The sequence below is a fragment of the Janthinobacterium sp. SUN120 genome, from assembly GCF_030397735.1.
Classification (GTDB): Bacteria; Pseudomonadota; Gammaproteobacteria; order Burkholderiales; family Burkholderiaceae_D; genus Janthinobacterium; species Janthinobacterium kumbetense.
Map to the genome: position 1 here is coordinate 2,137,537 of NZ_JAPUBW010000001.1, position 16,879 is coordinate 2,154,415.

The following is a 16,879-nucleotide window of genomic DNA, read 5'->3' on the forward strand; positions in this document are numbered from 1 at the left end:
TAGTACACCGGACAAAATCGCCGCAAGCCGCACGGCGCGACGCGCAGCAGGTTTGGTCTGGTGTTTGTCAGAACAGCTCGACTTCGCCACCCACCGGCGCGACTTTGAGACGGCTTGCGTAATCGAGTTCGCGGCGCACCAGCGTATCGTTATGCGTCTGCATCAGCTTTTTCACCAGCACCTTGCCGCTGCGGGGGAAAAAATACACCTTGCGCGGGTGGATGTCATTGAGGTCTTCCGCCACCACGCGCATCTTTTCCGCCTTCAGGTAATTGATGACGAAGGCCGCATTGCGCTCGCCCACGTTGATCGCCGTGAAGCCGCGCAGCACGGCGCCGCCGCCGAACACTTTCGCTTCCATGTTCTCGCGCCGCGCGCCCGCCTTCAGCAAATCGTTGATCAGTATCTCCATGGCGTAGGTACCATAGCGCATCGACGCGGAAATCGGGCTATTCGGATCGCTGCCGCCATCGGGCAGCATGAAGTGGTTCATGCCGCCCAGGCCCGTGACGCGGTCGCGGATGCAGGCCGAGACGCAGGAGCCGAGCACGGTGACGATCAGCATGTCCTTATTGGTAAAGTAATACTCACCAGGCAAGATCTTGGCGGCGTCACAATTGAACGTCCTGTCGTAATAGACGTTAGTGGCGAATTGCTCTTTGGATTCCAGGCTCATATTTCACTCTCATGTACGATGCGACGATGCCCTGGGCGCGGTGCCCCGAGGCTGATCGAGCTCATAGACTGTTTTACCGCGCAGCTTCAATGAATCCGACACGTACAGAAAATTCTCCGAATGGCCCGCAAACAGCAGGGCATCCGGCTTCATCAACGGCACAAAGCGCGACAGGATCTTGCGCTGCGTCGCCTTGTCAAAATAAATCATCACGTTACGGCAAAAGATGACGTCGAACTGGCCCGTCACCGGCCAGCTGTCGGCCAGCAGGTTGAGCGGCTTGAAGGTGATCATCTGGCGCAGTTCCGGGCGCACCCGCACCTGCCCCTCGCGATCACCCTTGCCGCGCAAGAAAAAGCGCCGCGCACGGTCGGCCGGCATCTTGTCGAGCCGGTCCAGGTTGTAGACGCCATTGGCGGCCGTGGCCAGCACGTTCGTGTCGATGTCCGTGGCGATGATGGTGACGGGCGGCGTGAGCGTATTGAATGCCTCGCACACCGTCATGGCGATCGAATACGGCTCCTCGCCTGTGGAACTGGCCGAACACCAGATGGTGATCGGCCCGCTCAGTTTTTTCACATGCTCGGCCAGCAGCGGAAAGTGATGCGCCTCGCGGAAGAACGACGTCAGGTTGGTCGTCAGCGCATTAGTGAACGCTTCCCACTCGTCGCCCATGCGGCCCGCTTCCAGGTCGTCCAGGTAGCGGACGAACGAGGAGATGCCGGTCGCGCGCAGGCGCCGCGCCAGACGGCTGTAGACCATCTCCTGCTTGCTGTCGGCCAGCGCGATGCCGGCCCGCTTGTAAATCATGGCGCGGACCCGTTCAAAGTCCTTGCCAGTGAAATCAAATTCCTTGACCGAATCCGTTTTAGTTTGCGGCATTTTGTTTTTACCTCTCTATGACTACTCTGACCAATGCCTTTGCAAGTATAACTAGCGGGACCGGGTTGGCGTCAGAACTCTTCCCAATCGTCGCCGCCGGCCGCCGCCAGCTTTTTCGCGGGCGGTGGCGTGCCGGCTTGCGCCGTCTTTGCCAACCGCCGTGTATTTGCCGCCACACTCGGTGCCGGCCGTGCAGCCATCTTGACTACTGGCGCGGGTGCAGGCATGGCCGCCTGCGCCCCGCTCTCGCCATCGAGCTTGAAGATGCTGACGGCATCGGCCAGTTTCTGCGCCTGATCCTGCATGCTTTCGGCCGCCGCCGCCGCTTCCTCGACCAGCGCCGCGTTCTGCTGCGTCATCTGGTCCATCTGCGCGATGGCCTGGTTCACTTCCTCGATGCCATGGCTCTGTTCCTGCGTTGCCGCCGTGATCTCGCCCATGATGTCGGCCACCTGCCGGATCGACGTAACGATCAGGCCCATGGTCTGCCCCGCCTCGTCCACCAGGCGGCTGCCCGCGTCGACCTTGTCGACCGAGTCGCCGATCAGGCCCTTGATCTCTTTCGCTGCACCAGCCGAACGCTGCGCCAGGTTGCGCACTTCCGACGCCACCACCGCAAAGCCGCGTCCCTGCTCGCCGGCGCGTGCCGCTTCGACGGCCGCATTCAAGGCCAGGATATTCGTCTGGAACGCGATGCCGTCGATGACGCCGATAATGTCGACGATCTTGCGTGAACTGTCCTTGATGGAACCCATGGTATCGACCACTTGCGCCACCACCTTGCCACCCTGCTCCGCCACCGACGACGCCGACACGGCCAGCTGGTTGGCCTGGCGCGCGTTGTCCGCGTTCTGCTTCACGGTCGACGTCAGTTCTTCCATGGACGATGCCGTCTCTTCGAGCGAACTGGCTTGCGTTTCCGTGCGCGCCGACAGGTCCGCATTGCCGCTGGCGATCTCGCGCGACGCCACGGTAATCGTATCCGTTCCCTGGCGCACGTCGCTGACCGTCTGCACCAGGCTCGCGTTCATGTCCTTGAGCGCCTGCTGCAAGGCGCTCGTTTCATCCTTGCCTTCGACCACCACGCGCGCTGTCAGCTCGCCGGCAGCCACCTTCTGCGCCACGGCCAGGGCGCCGGACAACGGCACCGTGATCGAACGCGTGATGAAGATGGCGCACCAGGCGCCGATCGCCACCGCCGCGCCGCCCAGGATGAACAACACCGTCATCAGGCGCGCATCGGCCGCCAGCGAGTCGTCCATGAAGCTTTGCTGCGCCACATGCTGCAAGTCGAGCAGCTTGTTGATGTCGGCCAGGGTCGTCTTGTTCAAGGGATCGATGCGGGTGGCAATAACCTTCGCCGCTCCCTCGCTGTTAAACGCCAGTACCTGCCCCATCGCTTCCTTGAAGGCCGCATCGACTTCGCCGTCAACCTTGGCGATATTAGCCAGCAGCGCTTTCTCGCCCTCGGACAGCCCCAGGCTGGCCAGTTTTCCGCGCGCGCCGTCGTACAGCTTGCGCTGCTCGCGCACCTTGCCCTCTTCCACCTGCATCAGCCCCACATCGCCCTGCAGGCCGATATTGCGCATGGCGATACCCGTTTCCAGCATCGCGCTTTTCATCAGCGACGCCTGCGTATTCTTTTCGCTTGCCAGCTCCAGACCCGTGAGCAACTGGGCCTTGTTACGGTAATTCAGTGCATTCGCCGAAACGATCACTACCACCAGGATGGCGAGGATACTGCCAAAACCTATCCCCAGCCGGGTGCCTATCTTGAAATCGCGCAAACTCATTACAGTCTCCAATATTTATGTGAACGGCGCCCGTTCAACCGGACGGCGCCGTGTTGTGGCCTGGTCTCTGACGGACCTTGCAGCCTACCGGCGCGCCTCTAGTCGCACCGGTACATGCATATCTGTAGTGATTCTTTGCGTGCCAAAACGGCGGCGCACCGGGCGCCGCCTTGCTGCCGCTTACGCCGCCAGCTTGTCGATCAGGCCCATCTCGCTGCTCGACATCAGCTTGTCGATATCGACCAGGATCAGCATGCGCTCGTCGATGGTGCCCAGGCCGATCATGTAGTCGGTCGAGAAGGCTGTGCCCATTTCCGGCGCCGGCTTCACCTGCTCCGGCGTCAAGGTGGTGACGTCGGAAACGCTGTCGACCACCATGCCGACGATGCGTCCGCCGATGTTCAGGATGATCACCACCGTGAACTGGTCGTACACGGGCGTGCCCAGGTTGAACTTGATGCGCATGTCGACCACGGGGATGATGATGCCGCGCAGGTTGATCACGCCCTTGATGAATTCTGGCGCGTTGGCGATGCGGGTAACCGCTTCATAGCCGCGGATTTCCTGAACCTTCAGGATATCGATGCCGTACTCTTCGGAGCCCAGGGTGAAGGCCAGGAATTCACGGCCGGCGATGTCCTTGCCGTCGCCCGCATTGCTTCCGGATGTTTGTTGAGTATCTGACATGGTGCGTTTTCCTATCTTTATCTATCGGTATTACGAAAAAATGGACTCGTCGGCCAGCTGGCGAGAGGAACGGATCAGGGCGGCGACATCGAGAATCAGCGACACGCCGCCATCGCCCAGGATGGTGGCGCCGGAAATGCCCACCACCTTGCGGTAATTCGATTCGAGGTTTTTCACCACGACCTGCTGCTGTCCCACCAGGTCGTCGACAAACAGGGCCGCCTTGCGCCCTTCCGTCTCGAGGATCACGCAGATGCCTTCCGAGGGACTGGTAAAGCGCGGCGCGATGTCGAACATCTGGTACAGCGGGATCAAGGGCAGGTATTCGCCGCGCACTTTCACCACCTGCCCCTTGCCACTGATGTCCTTGATATCCTCAACGGCCGGTTGCAGCGATTCGATGACAAAGCCCAGAGGCAAAATATACACTTCGTCGCCGACGCGAATCGACATGCCGTCCAGGATGGCCAGGGTCAGCGGCAGCGAGATGGAAATCGTCGTGCCGAAACCCTTCGCCGAACGGATGTCGACGACGCCGCCCATGGCGCTGATGTTGCGCTTGACGACATCCATGCCCACACCGCGGCCCGACACGTCGGTGACCGCTTCGGCGGTGGAAAAGCCGGGCGCGAAAATCAGCTGCCACACGTCGGCGTCGCTCATCGTCTCGGACACATCCAGGCCCTGCTGCGCGGCCTTGGCCAGGATGCGCTCGCGGTTCAGGCCCGCGCCGTCATCGGATACTTCGATGATGATGTTGCCGCCCTGGTGGCTGGCCGAAAGGAACAAACGGCCAGCCTCGGTCTTGCCGGCGGCCACGCGGGCGGCCGGCATTTCCACGCCATGGTCGATACTGTTGCGCACCAGGTGCGTGAGCGGATCGACGATGCGCTCGATGAGGCCCTTGTCCAGTTCCGTGGCGGCGCCATTGGTGATGAAGTCGACCTTCTTGCCCAGTTTCGTCGCCAGGTCGCGCACCATGCGCGGGAAGCGCGAAAAGACGAAATCCATCGGCATCATGCGGATCGACATCACCGCTTCCTGCAAGTCGCGCGTATTGCGCGTCAGGTGGCTGACGCTGTCGAGCAGTTTTTCATGCAGCATCGGGTCGAGCGCGCTGGCGCGCTGCTCGATCATCGCCTGCGTGATCACCAGTTCACCCACCAGGTTGATCAGCTGGTCGACTTTTTCGATCGAGACGCGGATCGACGACGATTCGGCGCCGGCCTTGTCGCCCTCTTTCTTGGCCGGTTTCTTTTCCTGCTCCGCTTCGGCCACGGCGCTGGCCACGACCGGCGTGGCCGCGGCGCCGGCGTTGCTCGCCTTGGCCGCGTCGGCGCGAATCTGTTCGAGCGGCTGGAAGAAACCGTAGCCCTGTTCGGCCTCGCTCTGCACGCCTGCGGCGGCGCGGATGTCCTCGAGCGGCTGGAAGAAGCCGTAGCCGGGATCGGCCGCGCCCTGCGCGCCCGGCAGCGGGTCGAAGAAGCCGTAGCCCTGGGCTTTTTCCTGCGCCGCGCGGGCCGCTTCGGCTTCGCCTGGCGCCAGTGGCGGCGCCTGCGTGATCACCATGTCGTCCGGATTGAGCACGAAGGAGCAGATGGCCAGGATATCGTCCAGGCTTTCATGCGTCGTCACTTCCAGCACCTTGCGCGCGTCGGGCAGGCTTGATACCACGACGTCGCCCAGCAAGCCCAGTTCGGCCGCCAGCGCATCGACTTCGCGCGGCTCCATGGCCGGCAGCTCCAGGCGGATGCGATGGCCGCCGGCATGACTGACGGCGGCCTTTTCCGCCGTATGGAAAGCCGGCGCGACGGGCGTGAGCGCGGCCACGGGCACGTCCTGCGAGAACGACTGCAGCATCATGCGCACATTGGCCACGGCATCCTGGTCGACGGCGCTGCCCAGGCGGTGGCCGTCGAGCTGCATCTTGAGGATATCCTTGGCCGCCAAGAAGGCGTCGACGTGTTCCGCTGTCAGGGCCATCTGGCCCTGGCGGATGCGGTCGAGCAGCGACTCGAGGATGTGCGTTACCTCGCTCATGTCGCTCAGGCCGAACGTCGATGCACCGCCCTTGATCGAATGGGCGGTGCGGAAAATGGCATTCAGGTCTTCGGCGTCGGGCGCCGCAATATCAACGGCCAGCAGCAGCCGTTCTTTTTCAGCCAGCAGTTCTTCGGCCTCATCGAAAAAGACCTGAAAAAACTGGCTAATATCGATGGTCATAGGGTGACTCCGTCAATTGCATCGTTGTGCTGCGCGGCTGGCATCAGCCGATCACCTTCTTGACCACTTCGATCAGGCGTTGCGGATCGAACGGCTTGACCAGCCAGCCATTGGCGCCGGCGGCACGTCCCTTCGATTTCATCTCGTCCGACGACTCCGTCGTCAGCATGAGGATGGGTACCTTCTGGTAGGTCGGCAGTTCGCGCAGCAGCTTGATCAGCTCCAGGCCATCCATGCGCGGCATGTTCTGGTCCGTCAATACCAGGTCCACGGTTTGCAGCTTGGCTTTTTCCAGTCCATCCTGGCCGTCGACGGCCTCCACCACCTGGTAACCGGCGGCTTTCAGGCTGAACGCCACCATCTGGCGCAATGAGCTGGAATCGTCCACTGCAAGTATCGTTTTGGCCATCTTTGCTCCCACTTATTCCGGGCATCCTGCCCGAGTATTTGATTAATCAATCCATGCAACCACAAGCGTTCCGCACTGGCATGCTAGAACAGCTCGATGTCGCCACTTTCCAAATGCTGTTGACTGACAGCCTTGCGCAGCACGCTGCGCAACTCCAGGCTTTGAATCGCCAGCGCCATGCTGACCCGCCCCAGCAAGGCGACAATTTCTTCATTGTCGCTCTCCGGCAACATCTCCGCGCCATGCGAGCCCAGGGTTCCGAGGAACTCGCGCAAGCCCGTCACGCGCTTCAAGGTGCGCTCGATCAGCTGGCTGGTCATGTCCTGGAACTGCAGGCTGGTGATGGCGGCATTCACGTAGCCCCCCACCTCATCCTGCAATGCCAGCAGTTTTTCCCGCTGCTGCTCGGCCGGAATACCGCCGTCGAGCAGCAAGGCGATGGTATCTTGCTGCGCAGCAACAGCTGCGTGTATCGCCATGAAATTGAAGGACAGCTTCTCGATCGCCTCTTCCAGCAAGATGCCGGTCTGCACCAGGTCGGTTTCCACCTCCGTCAAGTGCTTGCGGCCATGGTCCGACACGCCAGACAGCAGGCGCTTTACATGCGAGCCAAGTATTTTCTTTCTTGTCATAAAGGTCTCATTGTTTCAATACACCACGCGTCGACAGCCTTGCGTGTTATTTTTTCGCCGCTACCGGGCTGGGGGCTGGCGCCGCCGCGGGCGGCGCACCGGCCGCCAGCCCTGAAGCGACAGCGGCGGCAGCGGCATCGGTCACCGGCAGCTCGATCGCCGAGCCATCGCGCAGGACATTTTCTTCCGTGCGTTTGTTCATGACGATGATGCTGATGCGCCGGTTGATCGGATTGAAGGGGTCGAGCTTGTCCAGGTGGGCGGCCGAGCCCAGTCCCACCACGCGCAATACTTTCTCTTCCTTCATGCCGCCAATCACCAGTTCGCGCCGCGACGCGTTCGCGCGGTCGGCCGACAATTCCCAGTTGCTGTAGCCGGCATCGCTCATGTAGGGCGTCGAATCCGTATGGCCGGACAGGCCGATGCGGTTCGGCACTTCATTGAGCACGGAGCCGATGGCGTGCAGGATTTCCTTGGTGTACGGTTGCAGATTCGCATTGGCGAGCGCAAACATCGGACGGTTCTGCTCGTCGACGATCTGGATGCGCAAGCCTTCGCTGGTGATATCGAGCAGCAACTGGTTCTTGTATTTTTTCAGCAGGGGATTGGCGTCGATGGTCGCTTCGATGCGCGCCTTGAGCGCCTGCAGGCGCTTGCCCTCTTCGCGTTCCAGCGCGGCCTTGGCGGAATTGAGGTCGAACGACTTGCGCTGCTGCTCTTCCTGCGCCTTGCGCACTTGCCCATCCTGGCGCGACAAGTCCTGGCCGCCGCCCTGGATCACGGAATTGCTTTCGCCGCTGCCGGAACCGCCCGCCATGGCCACTTTCAAGGGGGTCTTGAAGAATTCGGAAATGCCGTTCAAGTCGCCCTTCGAGGTGGAGCCCAGCAGCCACATCAGCAGGAAGAAGGCCATCATGGCCGTGACAAAGTCGGCGTAGGCGATTTTCCACGCCCCGCCATGGTGTCCGCCAGCCGTCTTCTTGATACGCTTGACGATAATCGGGCGCATGCCTTCATCGGCCATGGCGTCCCCCTTCCGTGTGCTGCAAATGACTCATGGTGTCCAGGCGTATATTCACTGCTTACTTCGTTTTCGATTTCTTGATGTGGTCTTCCAGCTCATTGAACGTCGGGCGCTCGGTCGAGAACAGCACCTTGCGGCCGAACTCCACGGCCAGCGCCGGCGCATAGCCGTTCAGGCTGGCCAGCAGGGTCACTTTCACGCACTGGAACATCTTGCTCGACTCTTCCAGCTTCTGCTCCAGCAGGCTGGCCAGCGGTCCGACGAAACCATACGCCAGCAAGATGCCGAGGAAGGTGCCGACCAGCGCATGCGCGATCAGCATGCCCAGCTCGGCCGGCGGGATGCCCACCGATTCCATCGTGTGCACCACGCCCATCACGGCGGCGACGATACCGAAGGCGGGCAAGCCATCGCCCACCTTGGCGATCACGTGGGCCGGCACGGCGCCTTCGTGATGGTGCGTTTCGATTTCGTTGTCCATCAGGTTTTCGATCTGGAACGCATCCATATTGCCCGACACCATCAGGCGCAGGTAATCGGTCATGAATTCAACGATGTGGTGGTCGGCCAGCACGGCCGGATACTTGGAAAACAGGGGGCTTTCCTCGGGCTTGTCGATATCGCCTTCGATCGACATCAAGCCTTCCTTGCGCACTTTGCTGAGCACTTCAAACAGCAGCGACATCAGTTCCATGTACAGTTCTTTGGTATAGCGCGAACCCTTGAACAGGCTGGGCAAGGCGGCGATCGTCGCCTTGATGGCCTTGTTATTGTTACCAACAAGGAAGGCGCCCAGGGCGGCGCCGCCGATCATCAGCAGCTCCAGCGGCTGGAACAGCGCCGCCAGATGGCCGCCGGCCAACGCGAAGCCGCCAAAGACCGAGGCGCAGACGATGATGTATCCGATTATGACTAACAAGTGCCCTGACTCCCAATAATGGCCGGGGCTGTATGCCCGGCGTGTTCAAACCTGTTCCTGTCTTCTGGCGGCTGCGCCGCCGGCAAAGACAGCGGCAAAAAAAGCAACCGGAAGTTAATTGAAATGCGCTGCTTTTCAATGCAATTCCGAGAAAATGCCGTGTGGAACTACAATAACGTGAGATTGCCCGACGGGCAAGCAAATAACGCAGACAATTGCTTAAAAGCACCATATGTAAAGTAAAGGGCCACCCTCTGTGGCGGCGATGGTCTTATCGGGCTCGCGTGCCGCAATCTGGAATTCGTAACTAAGAAGCATGCTACCGGGCAACATTTCCCTTTCCGCCTTGCGCCACAGGGCCGCCATCGCCGCCGGCGACAGGTAGGCAAAGACGACATCGTAGCGGCCGAAATCGAGCGCCTCGTAGTCGCCGCGCAGGAAGCGCGCGCGGCTGCCCGCCAGTCCTGAGCGCAAGCGGCTTGCCAGCCACGGCAGCGGCGCCAGCTCGATGCCGGAAAACTGCCCGTCGGGCCGGCGCCGCGCCAGGTCCAGCACCAGGCCGCCCAGGCCGCTGCCGATATCGACCAGGCGCACGCCGGGACGGTCCGCGATCAGCTCGGCCACCGCCTGCCACACCTTCGGCCCCGACGGATAAAACGGCACTTGCGTGCGAAACGTCGACCAGTACAAACTCAGCAGGAAGACAAAGGCCGCCAGGAACACGGCCGGCGGCAAATCGAGCAGGCTGGCCGCCAGCAAGGCGGGCGCAAACAGCAGGCCGATGGCGCACCACCAGCGCGCCAGCCCCGCGCGCCACGTGATGAGTGCCGCCAGCACGCCCTGCACCAACGCCACCGCCGGCAACGACATGGCCACGCCGGCACGCGCCAGAACATATACAAATAGCAACATCAAGGGAAAGGCCAGCACCTGGATCAGGATGGCCTTGAGCGCGGGCGCGCGCAGGATTTGTTGCAGCATGGGGCAGTCAAAGGAGGAAAACGCCAGTGTAAGCGAAAGCACCATGAAAAAACCGGAGTCCGGTCTGGCGACCGCTCCGGTTTTCACTGAGGCTATTATTCGGGCAGCTATTGAAGCAGCATCAGGCGGCGACGCCCGGCGGCGCGACAGCGGCCGCTTCATCGCGCGCCTTCTTGGTCTTGCCGGCACGCGAAGGCATGTGGCACAGGCCGCACACATAATCGGCGTTCAGGTCGAGGCAGTTGACGACAAATTTGCCGCCGCACTTGCCGCAGGGCGCCATGTCCAGCATCTTGCTGCTGAAAAAGCGCACCAGGGTCCAGGCCCGCGTCAGCGACAGCAGGGGCTCTTCACCCGCTTCGGGCGGCATTTGCTCCAGATACAGCTTATATGCCTTCATCACGGCTTCGATACCGGTGGCGCCGGCGTGGTCGACGAGGAATTTGTGGATATTGATGAACAGCGAGGAATGGATATTCGGTTGCCAGGTGATGAACCAGTCGGTGGAAAACGGCAGCATGCCCTTGGGCGGCGAGACACCCTTCAATTCCTTGTACAGATTCAGCAGGCGTTCGCGCGACAGCGAGACTTCCGTCTCCAGCAGTTGCAAACGGGCGCCCAGCTGTATCAATTCGATGGCCAGCTGGATTTCCTGCGCTTCCGATACGACACTTTTCTTGGCCATGCTGTGTACTCCACTACTGACTGATACTGACTGATAAGGTCGGAAACCTTAAGCGATTTCTTCGACGCCCTGGCCGGCCATCAGGATGGCAGCATGCGACTGGGCCAGCGAGCGGTCTTTATTGTAGTTCGTCAACATGCCCAGGATGGCGCTGTCGTCGAAGCGGAAGCGGGCCAGCATCATGTTGCCACCTGCCAGTTTCAGGATCTGCGCATTGCTCATGCCCTCGATCAGTTCGGCGATTTCGGCGGCAATGCCCAAACGGAAGATGGCCGTTACTTTGTCCGCACGAATCATTTGCTGGGCCAGCATCAGGTAGCTCAGGTTAGCGTCGCGAATCTCAGCCATCATGTCGTTAGCAGTCATTTCCATCTCCTCAATCCGTTGAATTCAGCTGGCGTTGTGTGTTGCCAGTGAGATACATTCTGCAGGAGCAACATTAAACGCAACAGAGGCAAAGCGCTGTATTTTTGGTCGGGGAATAGCGGATGGGATCGTAGGTGTTTGTCTGACAAACACTGCTCGATCATGGTCGCACGCCAGCAACGGCGCGGATATGGGAGGTTGGCTCTGTGCCGGATTTGCCCGACTTTTGGCCTGTAAAAAATATCACTTTTTTACAACAACTTGATAAGAATCAAGCCTGTCTACTGAGATAACGGCTGCCTTGGCAGGAACTTTAGGGCTTTTTTGAAAAATATTTAAAAAAGCTGCATTCTTTTTCCGTCGGTTTAACGCCGTTCATGTAATCGTTGACGGCGGCGCCTGGCAAAACTTTAGGGCTATTTGAAAATATTTTTAAAAATCGTGATTTTTTTCGTTGACGCCCCACAAGCGGGCATTTTTTCGCCGCCTGCCCATGCCAGGAAACACGTTTTGCGACGGGGATTTGCTACACTGCCACTTCCGCGTGATACTTTAAGCCTCAAGCAATATCATGCTATTCAGACAAGTATCAATATGAAAGCCACCATGATTTCTCGACATGACTGCAGCGCGCGCGACCTCGACGATCCCCTGGCGCCCCTGCGCCAGCAATTCGACTTGCCGCAAGGCGTGATTTACCTCGATGGCAATTCCCTGGGCGCGCGGCCGAAAGCGGCCCTGGCCCGCGCCCAGCACGTCATCACGGCCGAATGGGGCACGGACCTGATCCGCAGCTGGAATACGGCCGGCTGGTTCGACCTGCCCAAGCGCCTGGGCGACCGCCTGGCACCGCTGCTGGGCGCCGGCACGGGCGAAGTGGTGATCACAGACACCACCTCCGTCAACCTGTTCAAGGCCCTGGCCGCCGCCCTGCAGATGCAGGCCGGCGATCCGGCGCAGGCCGCGCGCAGGAACATCGTCAGCGAACGCAGCAACTTCCCCACCGACCTGTACATGGCACAGGGCCTGGCCGTCTGGCTGGACCGCGGCTACCAGCTGCGCCTGGTCGACAGTCCCGAGGAGCTGGCGCAAGCCATCGATGCCGATTGCGCCGTCGCCATGCTCACGCACGTCAACTACCGCACCGGCTACCAGCACGACATGGCCGCCATCAGCAGCCATTGCCACGCGCACGGCGCGCTGGCGCTGTGGGACCTGGCCCATTCGGCAGGCGCCGTGCCGCTGGACCTGAATGGCGCCGGCGCCGACCTGGCCGTCGGCTGCACCTATAAATACCTGAACGGCGGCCCCGGCTCGCCCGCCTTCATCTGGGTGCCGGAAAAACACCAGGCGCGCTTCCGCCAGCCTTTGTCCGGCTGGTGGGGCCACGCCACGCCGTTCGCCATGGATCCGGGCTTCGCGCCCGCCGACGGCATCGCCCGCGCCCTGTGCGGCACGCAACCGATACTCTCGCTGGCCCTGGTCGAATGCGGCCTCGATATCTTTGCGCAAACGAGCATGGAAGCCATCCGCCGCAAGTCGCTGGCCCTGACCGATTTGTTCATCGCGCTGGTGGAACAGCGCTGCGCCAGCCATCCGCTGGGCCTCGTCACGCCGCGCGAACATGCGCGGCGCGGCAGCCAGGTCAGCTTCACGCACCCGCACGGCTATGCCGTGATGCAGGCGCTGATCGCGCGCGGCGTGATCGGCGACTACCGCGAACCGGCCATCATGCGCTTCGGCTTCACGCCCCTGTACACGAGTTTTGCCGACGTATGGGATGCCGTGGAGATCCTGCGCGACATCCTCGACACGCAAGCCTACGACATCGCCGCCAAGCGCGATGCGGTCACCTGAACCATCCCATGAGCGACGACAAGACTATGAACAAGGAAAACACCAGCGGCTGCCCCATGCATGCCGGCGCCCAGGACGCGCAGTGGCATGGCGCACAGATAGATTTCAGCGAATCTATGAGCTACGGTAACTACCTGGCGCTGGACCGCATCCTCACGGCCCAGCATCCGCTGTCGCCGAACCACAACGAAATGCTGTTCATCGTGCAGCACCAGACGAGCGAATTGTGGATGAAGCTGATGCTGCACGAAATGCACGCCGTGCGCGCCAACCTGCAAAGCGGCGATTTGGCGCCAGCCTTTAAAATGCTGGCCCGCGTGGCGCGCATCATGGATCAATTGGTGCATGCCTGGGACGTGCTGGCCACCATGACGCCGCCCGAATATACGGCCATCCGCCCCTACCTGGGCGCCTCGTCCGGCTTCCAGTCCTTCCAGTACCGCGAAATCGAATTCATTTTGGGGAACAAGAACGCCGCCCTGCTCAACGTGCATACGACGGCGCCGGAAACCTATGCGGTGCTCGACGCCGCCCTGCGCGCGCCCTCCGTCTACGATGAAGCCATCAAGCTGCTGGCGCGCAGCGGCTTGCCCATCTCCGCCGAACGATTGAACGCCGACTGGACCCTGCCGACCGCCTCCGACGCCTCGGTCAAGGCGGCGTGGCTGGAAGTCTACCGCGACCCGTCGAAACACTGGGCCCTGTACGAGCTGGCCGAAAAGCTGGTGGACCTGGAAACGGCCTTCCGCTTCTGGCGCTTCCGCCATGTGACGACGGTGGAGCGCATCATCGGCTTCAAGACGGGCACGGGCGGCACGGCGGGCGTGAGCTATTTGCGCAAGATGCTCGACGTGGTATTGTTCCCGGAGCTGTTCGCCCTGCGCACGGAGCTATAAAAATGCCAGACCAAATCTACTGCGCGGCGCGCCTTGCGGCCTGCGATGCTCACTGTGCATGCGCACAGCTGCGCGTCTCGGCCACAATACGTTGCCGCTCGCTACGATTTTGTCTGGCATTTTATTTATAAGGAGAAATGATGTCGCCTCTCGTCTTGACCCTGGCCGGCCTGTGGAATTCGGGGCCGCAGCACTGGCAAACCCATTGGGAAGCGCGCCACCCGCAATGGTCGCGCGTGCCGCACGGGGAATGGCAGACGCCGGACAAGGACGAATGGGTGGCGGAGCTCGACCGCGCCATCGCCGCCTGCGAGCGCCCGCCCGTGCTGGCGGCGCACAGCCTGGCCTGCACGCTGGTGGCCCACTGGGCGGCCAGCGGCTCGCCGCACAGGATCGCCGGCGCCTTCCTCGTCGCCCCCAGCGATGTGGAAGCGCCCTCCTACCCGTCCGGCACGACGGGCTTTGCGCCGATGCCGCTGCAAGCCTTGCCATTCCCCAGCCTGGTGGTCGCCAGCGGCGATGATCCCTACGTCAGCTTCGCGCGCGCACGCGCATTTGCCACCGCCTGGGGCAGCGATTTCACCCTGATCGGCGACGCCGGTCATATCAACGGCGACGCCGGCTACGGCCCGTGGCCGGATGGCGAGCAACTGCTGCTGGACTTCTGCGCCGCGCACCAGCCCTGACACGCAGGGCGCGCACCTGCGCACGATAGGCGCATATTTGCCCACAAGTAAGAACGCAGGCAGAATCGTGGCCTTTCCATTGCGGCGCCCCGGCGCCAGCCACACGATGAAACGTCTGCTTCTGCCCTTGCTCCTCTGCTCCGCGCTGGCCCACGGCGCGCCCTTTTATGAAGGCAAGAGCCTCGCCCATCCCGCCATCAGCGCCTCGCAGGACAGCGGCTTCGACATCGCCTTCCTCAAGGAAAAAGATGGCGTCAACGGCTATTACTGCGAGTGCAAGAGCGGCAACGCGAAACCGATTTTGCTCGACCAGTTCGGCAATGCCGTCATTCGTTCCGTCTTCTACGCCTCGCTGGACAAGGAGACGGACGACAGCGTGCAAACCATGCTGGTGCTGTTCCGCCAGGGTGGCAAGGACGGCTTGCGCGCCTACCGCTACCACCGCAGTTCCGGCAAATACCGGCGCCTCGATGGCTTGCAGCCGGCCCTGAACCGCATCGCGGCGCAAAGCGCCAGTCCCAATGCGGGCCAGGTCAAGGCCGCGCTGGCAAAACTGGCGCCGATGGACTACAGCGTCGCCCGAGGCAAGAGCGGCAATGCGGACTTCGACGCCATCGACCATACGCAAGGCACCATCGTCGGCTACTACAGCGATGACGGCAAACCCGTGGCCGCTGGCGGCAAGGACGCCATCACCTACAAGAAAACCTTCCTGAAAAAAGGTGACCACTACCTGACGGCCAGCTACACCCTGTACAGCGACGCGGGCGCGGGCATCCTGCCCAACTACCGCCTGTGGCAAGTGACATGGGAAACGGCGCCGCGGCAGTTCACGGGCAGCGCAGACGGCCCGTCCATCATTTACAGCCTGGCCTGGGACGACGGTTCGGTGGTCGAACGGGGCCAGTACGTGAAGGGCAAGCGCCAGGGACTGTGGGTGCGCGAAGGCATGCACGAAGGCAGCGAAAAGGGACATTTCGTCAACGGCTTGCAAGAAGGCCTGTGGCGCTTCGATTATCCAAGGCAGAGCGAGAGCGGCATGTACCGGGCCGGCAAGCGCGAAGGCCGCTGGACGGTCGTCAACTATGCCGATGCAGAGGAAGTGACGGGCTTCGACACCTACACGGGCGGCCAGCTCAATGGCCCGCACGAGCGCAGCATGGGCGGCAAGCTGCAAACGCGCGGCAACTACGTCAACGGCGCGCTCCATGGCGCGTGGATCACGGAAGACGGCGACGGCAGCTTTATCGACGGCTTGCGCGACGGGCCGTGGAAACTCAGGCTCAAGGACAAGGTCACGCAAAGCGTCACTTTTGTGCAAGGCAAGAAACAGGGCGAGGCGGTCGACACGGATGCGCAAGGCGCGCTGCGCGTGCGCGACCACTACCAGGCCGGCGTGCTCGATGGCAGCCGCACGCGCTATCTGGGCCCGGCGGGCAAGGAATACGTGGTCTACACGGCCACCTACCGCAACGGCCAGCTCGATGGGCGCGAACAGGCGTTCGACGACAGCGGCAAGATCCTGCGCCTCGACACCTTGTGGGACAACGGCAAGAAGCAGGGGCTGGACGCGCGCTACTACCCGAACGGCAAGCCGGAACGCCTGGCCGTCATCGATCAGGGCCGCCTGCTCACGCACCTGCGCGAATACTATGAAGACGGCCAGCTGCTCAACGACATCCACCGCTGCACCTTCCAGGAGTACGGCAGCACGCGCGACGACGTGTGCGAGTACCACCACATGTACTACCCGGACGGCAAGCCGCAGTCTTACTACGCCTTCCAGTACGGCCAGCGCCAGGAAGGATACGAGAACTACCCGAACGGCAAGCGCAAGGACGAACTGCTGGTCGACCGCGCCGCCGACACCTCCGTCTTCAATGTGTATTACGAAAGCGGCCAGCTCAAATGCACGGAGCCGCGCAGCGGCCACAGCACGCGCACGGTGAATGGCCAAACCATGAACAGCTACGCGTCGGCCGACCGCGACGGCGACTATATCTGCTACCACCCGAACGGCAAGGTGGCCAGCATCTACACCTTCCGCAAGCGCGTGCTCGTCGATTGCGGCAAGCGCTACGATGACACGGGCAAGCAGACGTTCCCGGGCCCGGAAGGCTGTCCGCCCCCCAGGCAGGTAACCTACCCCATAGGATTGTGACG

General features: G+C 61.8%; 16 protein-coding genes. 4 read left to right on the plus strand and 12 right to left on the minus strand.

Annotated features, from left to right (window positions below; genetic code table 11):
• Positions 1-67: 67 nt before the first annotated feature.
• From cheD to flhD, 12 genes are all read right to left on the minus strand, one after another.
• Positions 68-676: a chemoreceptor glutamine deamidase CheD gene (cheD, locus tag O0879_RS09425; protein ID WP_034758343.1), complete on the minus strand. Its 609-nt coding sequence runs from the start codon at positions 674-676 to the stop codon at positions 68-70.
• A gap of 9 nt (positions 677-685) precedes the next feature.
• Positions 686-1,558, minus strand: a complete 873-nt coding sequence (locus O0879_RS09430; protein WP_289916086.1) for a CheR family methyltransferase — start codon at positions 1,556-1,558, stop codon at positions 686-688.
• A 71-nt stretch (positions 1,559-1,629) separates the two neighbouring features.
• Positions 1,630-3,351, minus strand: coding sequence for a methyl-accepting chemotaxis protein (locus O0879_RS09435; protein ID WP_289906584.1), 1,722 nt, complete (start codon positions 3,349-3,351; stop codon positions 1,630-1,632).
• A gap of 180 nt (positions 3,352-3,531) precedes the next feature.
• Positions 3,532-4,038 carry a chemotaxis protein CheW gene (locus O0879_RS09440; protein ID WP_034758356.1) on the minus strand — a complete coding sequence of 169 codons (507 nt, stop codon included), beginning with the start codon at positions 4,036-4,038 and terminating at the stop codon, positions 3,532-3,534.
• A gap of 30 nt (positions 4,039-4,068) precedes the next feature.
• Positions 4,069-6,261 carry a chemotaxis protein CheA gene (cheA, locus tag O0879_RS09445; protein ID WP_289916087.1) on the minus strand — a complete coding sequence of 731 codons (2,193 nt, stop codon included), beginning with the start codon at positions 6,259-6,261 and terminating at the stop codon, positions 4,069-4,071.
• A 43-nt stretch (positions 6,262-6,304) separates the two neighbouring features.
• On the minus strand, positions 6,305-6,670 hold the full coding sequence (locus tag O0879_RS09450; RefSeq protein WP_034758362.1) for a response regulator: 366 nt from the start codon (positions 6,668-6,670) through the stop codon (positions 6,305-6,307).
• Positions 6,671-6,753: 83 nt separating this feature from the next.
• Positions 6,754-7,302, minus strand: coding sequence for a chemotaxis protein (locus O0879_RS09455; RefSeq protein ID WP_077401991.1), 549 nt, complete (start codon positions 7,300-7,302; stop codon positions 6,754-6,756).
• A 46-nt stretch (positions 7,303-7,348) separates the two neighbouring features.
• Complete coding sequence (gene motB / locus O0879_RS09460; protein WP_077401988.1) at positions 7,349-8,326, minus strand: flagellar motor protein MotB; 978 nt, start codon at positions 8,324-8,326, stop codon at positions 7,349-7,351.
• Between the two features lie 58 nt (positions 8,327-8,384).
• Entirely contained in the window at positions 8,385-9,245 is an 861-nt protein-coding gene (gene motA / locus O0879_RS09465; RefSeq protein WP_077401985.1) for a flagellar motor stator protein MotA, read from the minus strand.
• Positions 9,246-9,464: 219 nt separating this feature from the next.
• Complete coding sequence (locus O0879_RS09470) at positions 9,465-10,226, minus strand: class I SAM-dependent methyltransferase (protein ID WP_289916088.1); 762 nt, start codon at positions 10,224-10,226, stop codon at positions 9,465-9,467.
• Positions 10,227-10,347: 121 nt separating this feature from the next.
• Positions 10,348-10,911 (minus strand): flagellar transcriptional regulator FlhC, encoded by a 564-nt coding sequence (flhC, locus tag O0879_RS09475; protein WP_099664754.1) that lies wholly within the window; start codon positions 10,909-10,911, stop codon positions 10,348-10,350.
• A gap of 48 nt (positions 10,912-10,959) precedes the next feature.
• A complete protein-coding gene (gene flhD, locus O0879_RS09480; protein WP_034758381.1) occupies positions 10,960-11,277 on the minus strand; it encodes a flagellar transcriptional regulator FlhD in 318 nt (105 codons plus the stop codon).
• A 606-nt stretch (positions 11,278-11,883) separates the two neighbouring features.
• On the opposite strand from flhD, the gene kynU reads away from it, so the two are divergent.
• The 4 genes from kynU to O0879_RS09500 all read left to right on the plus strand — a co-directional run bounded on the left by kynU (position 11,884) and on the right by O0879_RS09500 (position 16,877).
• Complete coding sequence (gene kynU, locus O0879_RS09485; RefSeq protein WP_289916089.1) at positions 11,884-13,134, plus strand: kynureninase; 1,251 nt, start codon at positions 11,884-11,886, stop codon at positions 13,132-13,134.
• A 26-nt stretch (positions 13,135-13,160) separates the two neighbouring features.
• Positions 13,161-14,030: a tryptophan 2,3-dioxygenase gene (gene kynA / locus O0879_RS09490; protein WP_289916181.1), complete on the plus strand. Its 870-nt coding sequence runs from the start codon at positions 13,161-13,163 to the stop codon at positions 14,028-14,030.
• Between the two features lie 140 nt (positions 14,031-14,170).
• Positions 14,171-14,716: an alpha/beta hydrolase gene (locus O0879_RS09495; RefSeq protein WP_289916182.1), complete on the plus strand. Its 546-nt coding sequence runs from the start codon at positions 14,171-14,173 to the stop codon at positions 14,714-14,716.
• Between the two features lie 106 nt (positions 14,717-14,822).
• Positions 14,823-16,877, plus strand: a complete 2,055-nt coding sequence (locus O0879_RS09500; protein ID WP_289916090.1) for a hypothetical protein — start codon at positions 14,823-14,825, stop codon at positions 16,875-16,877.
• Positions 16,878-16,879: the final 2 nt, after the last annotated feature.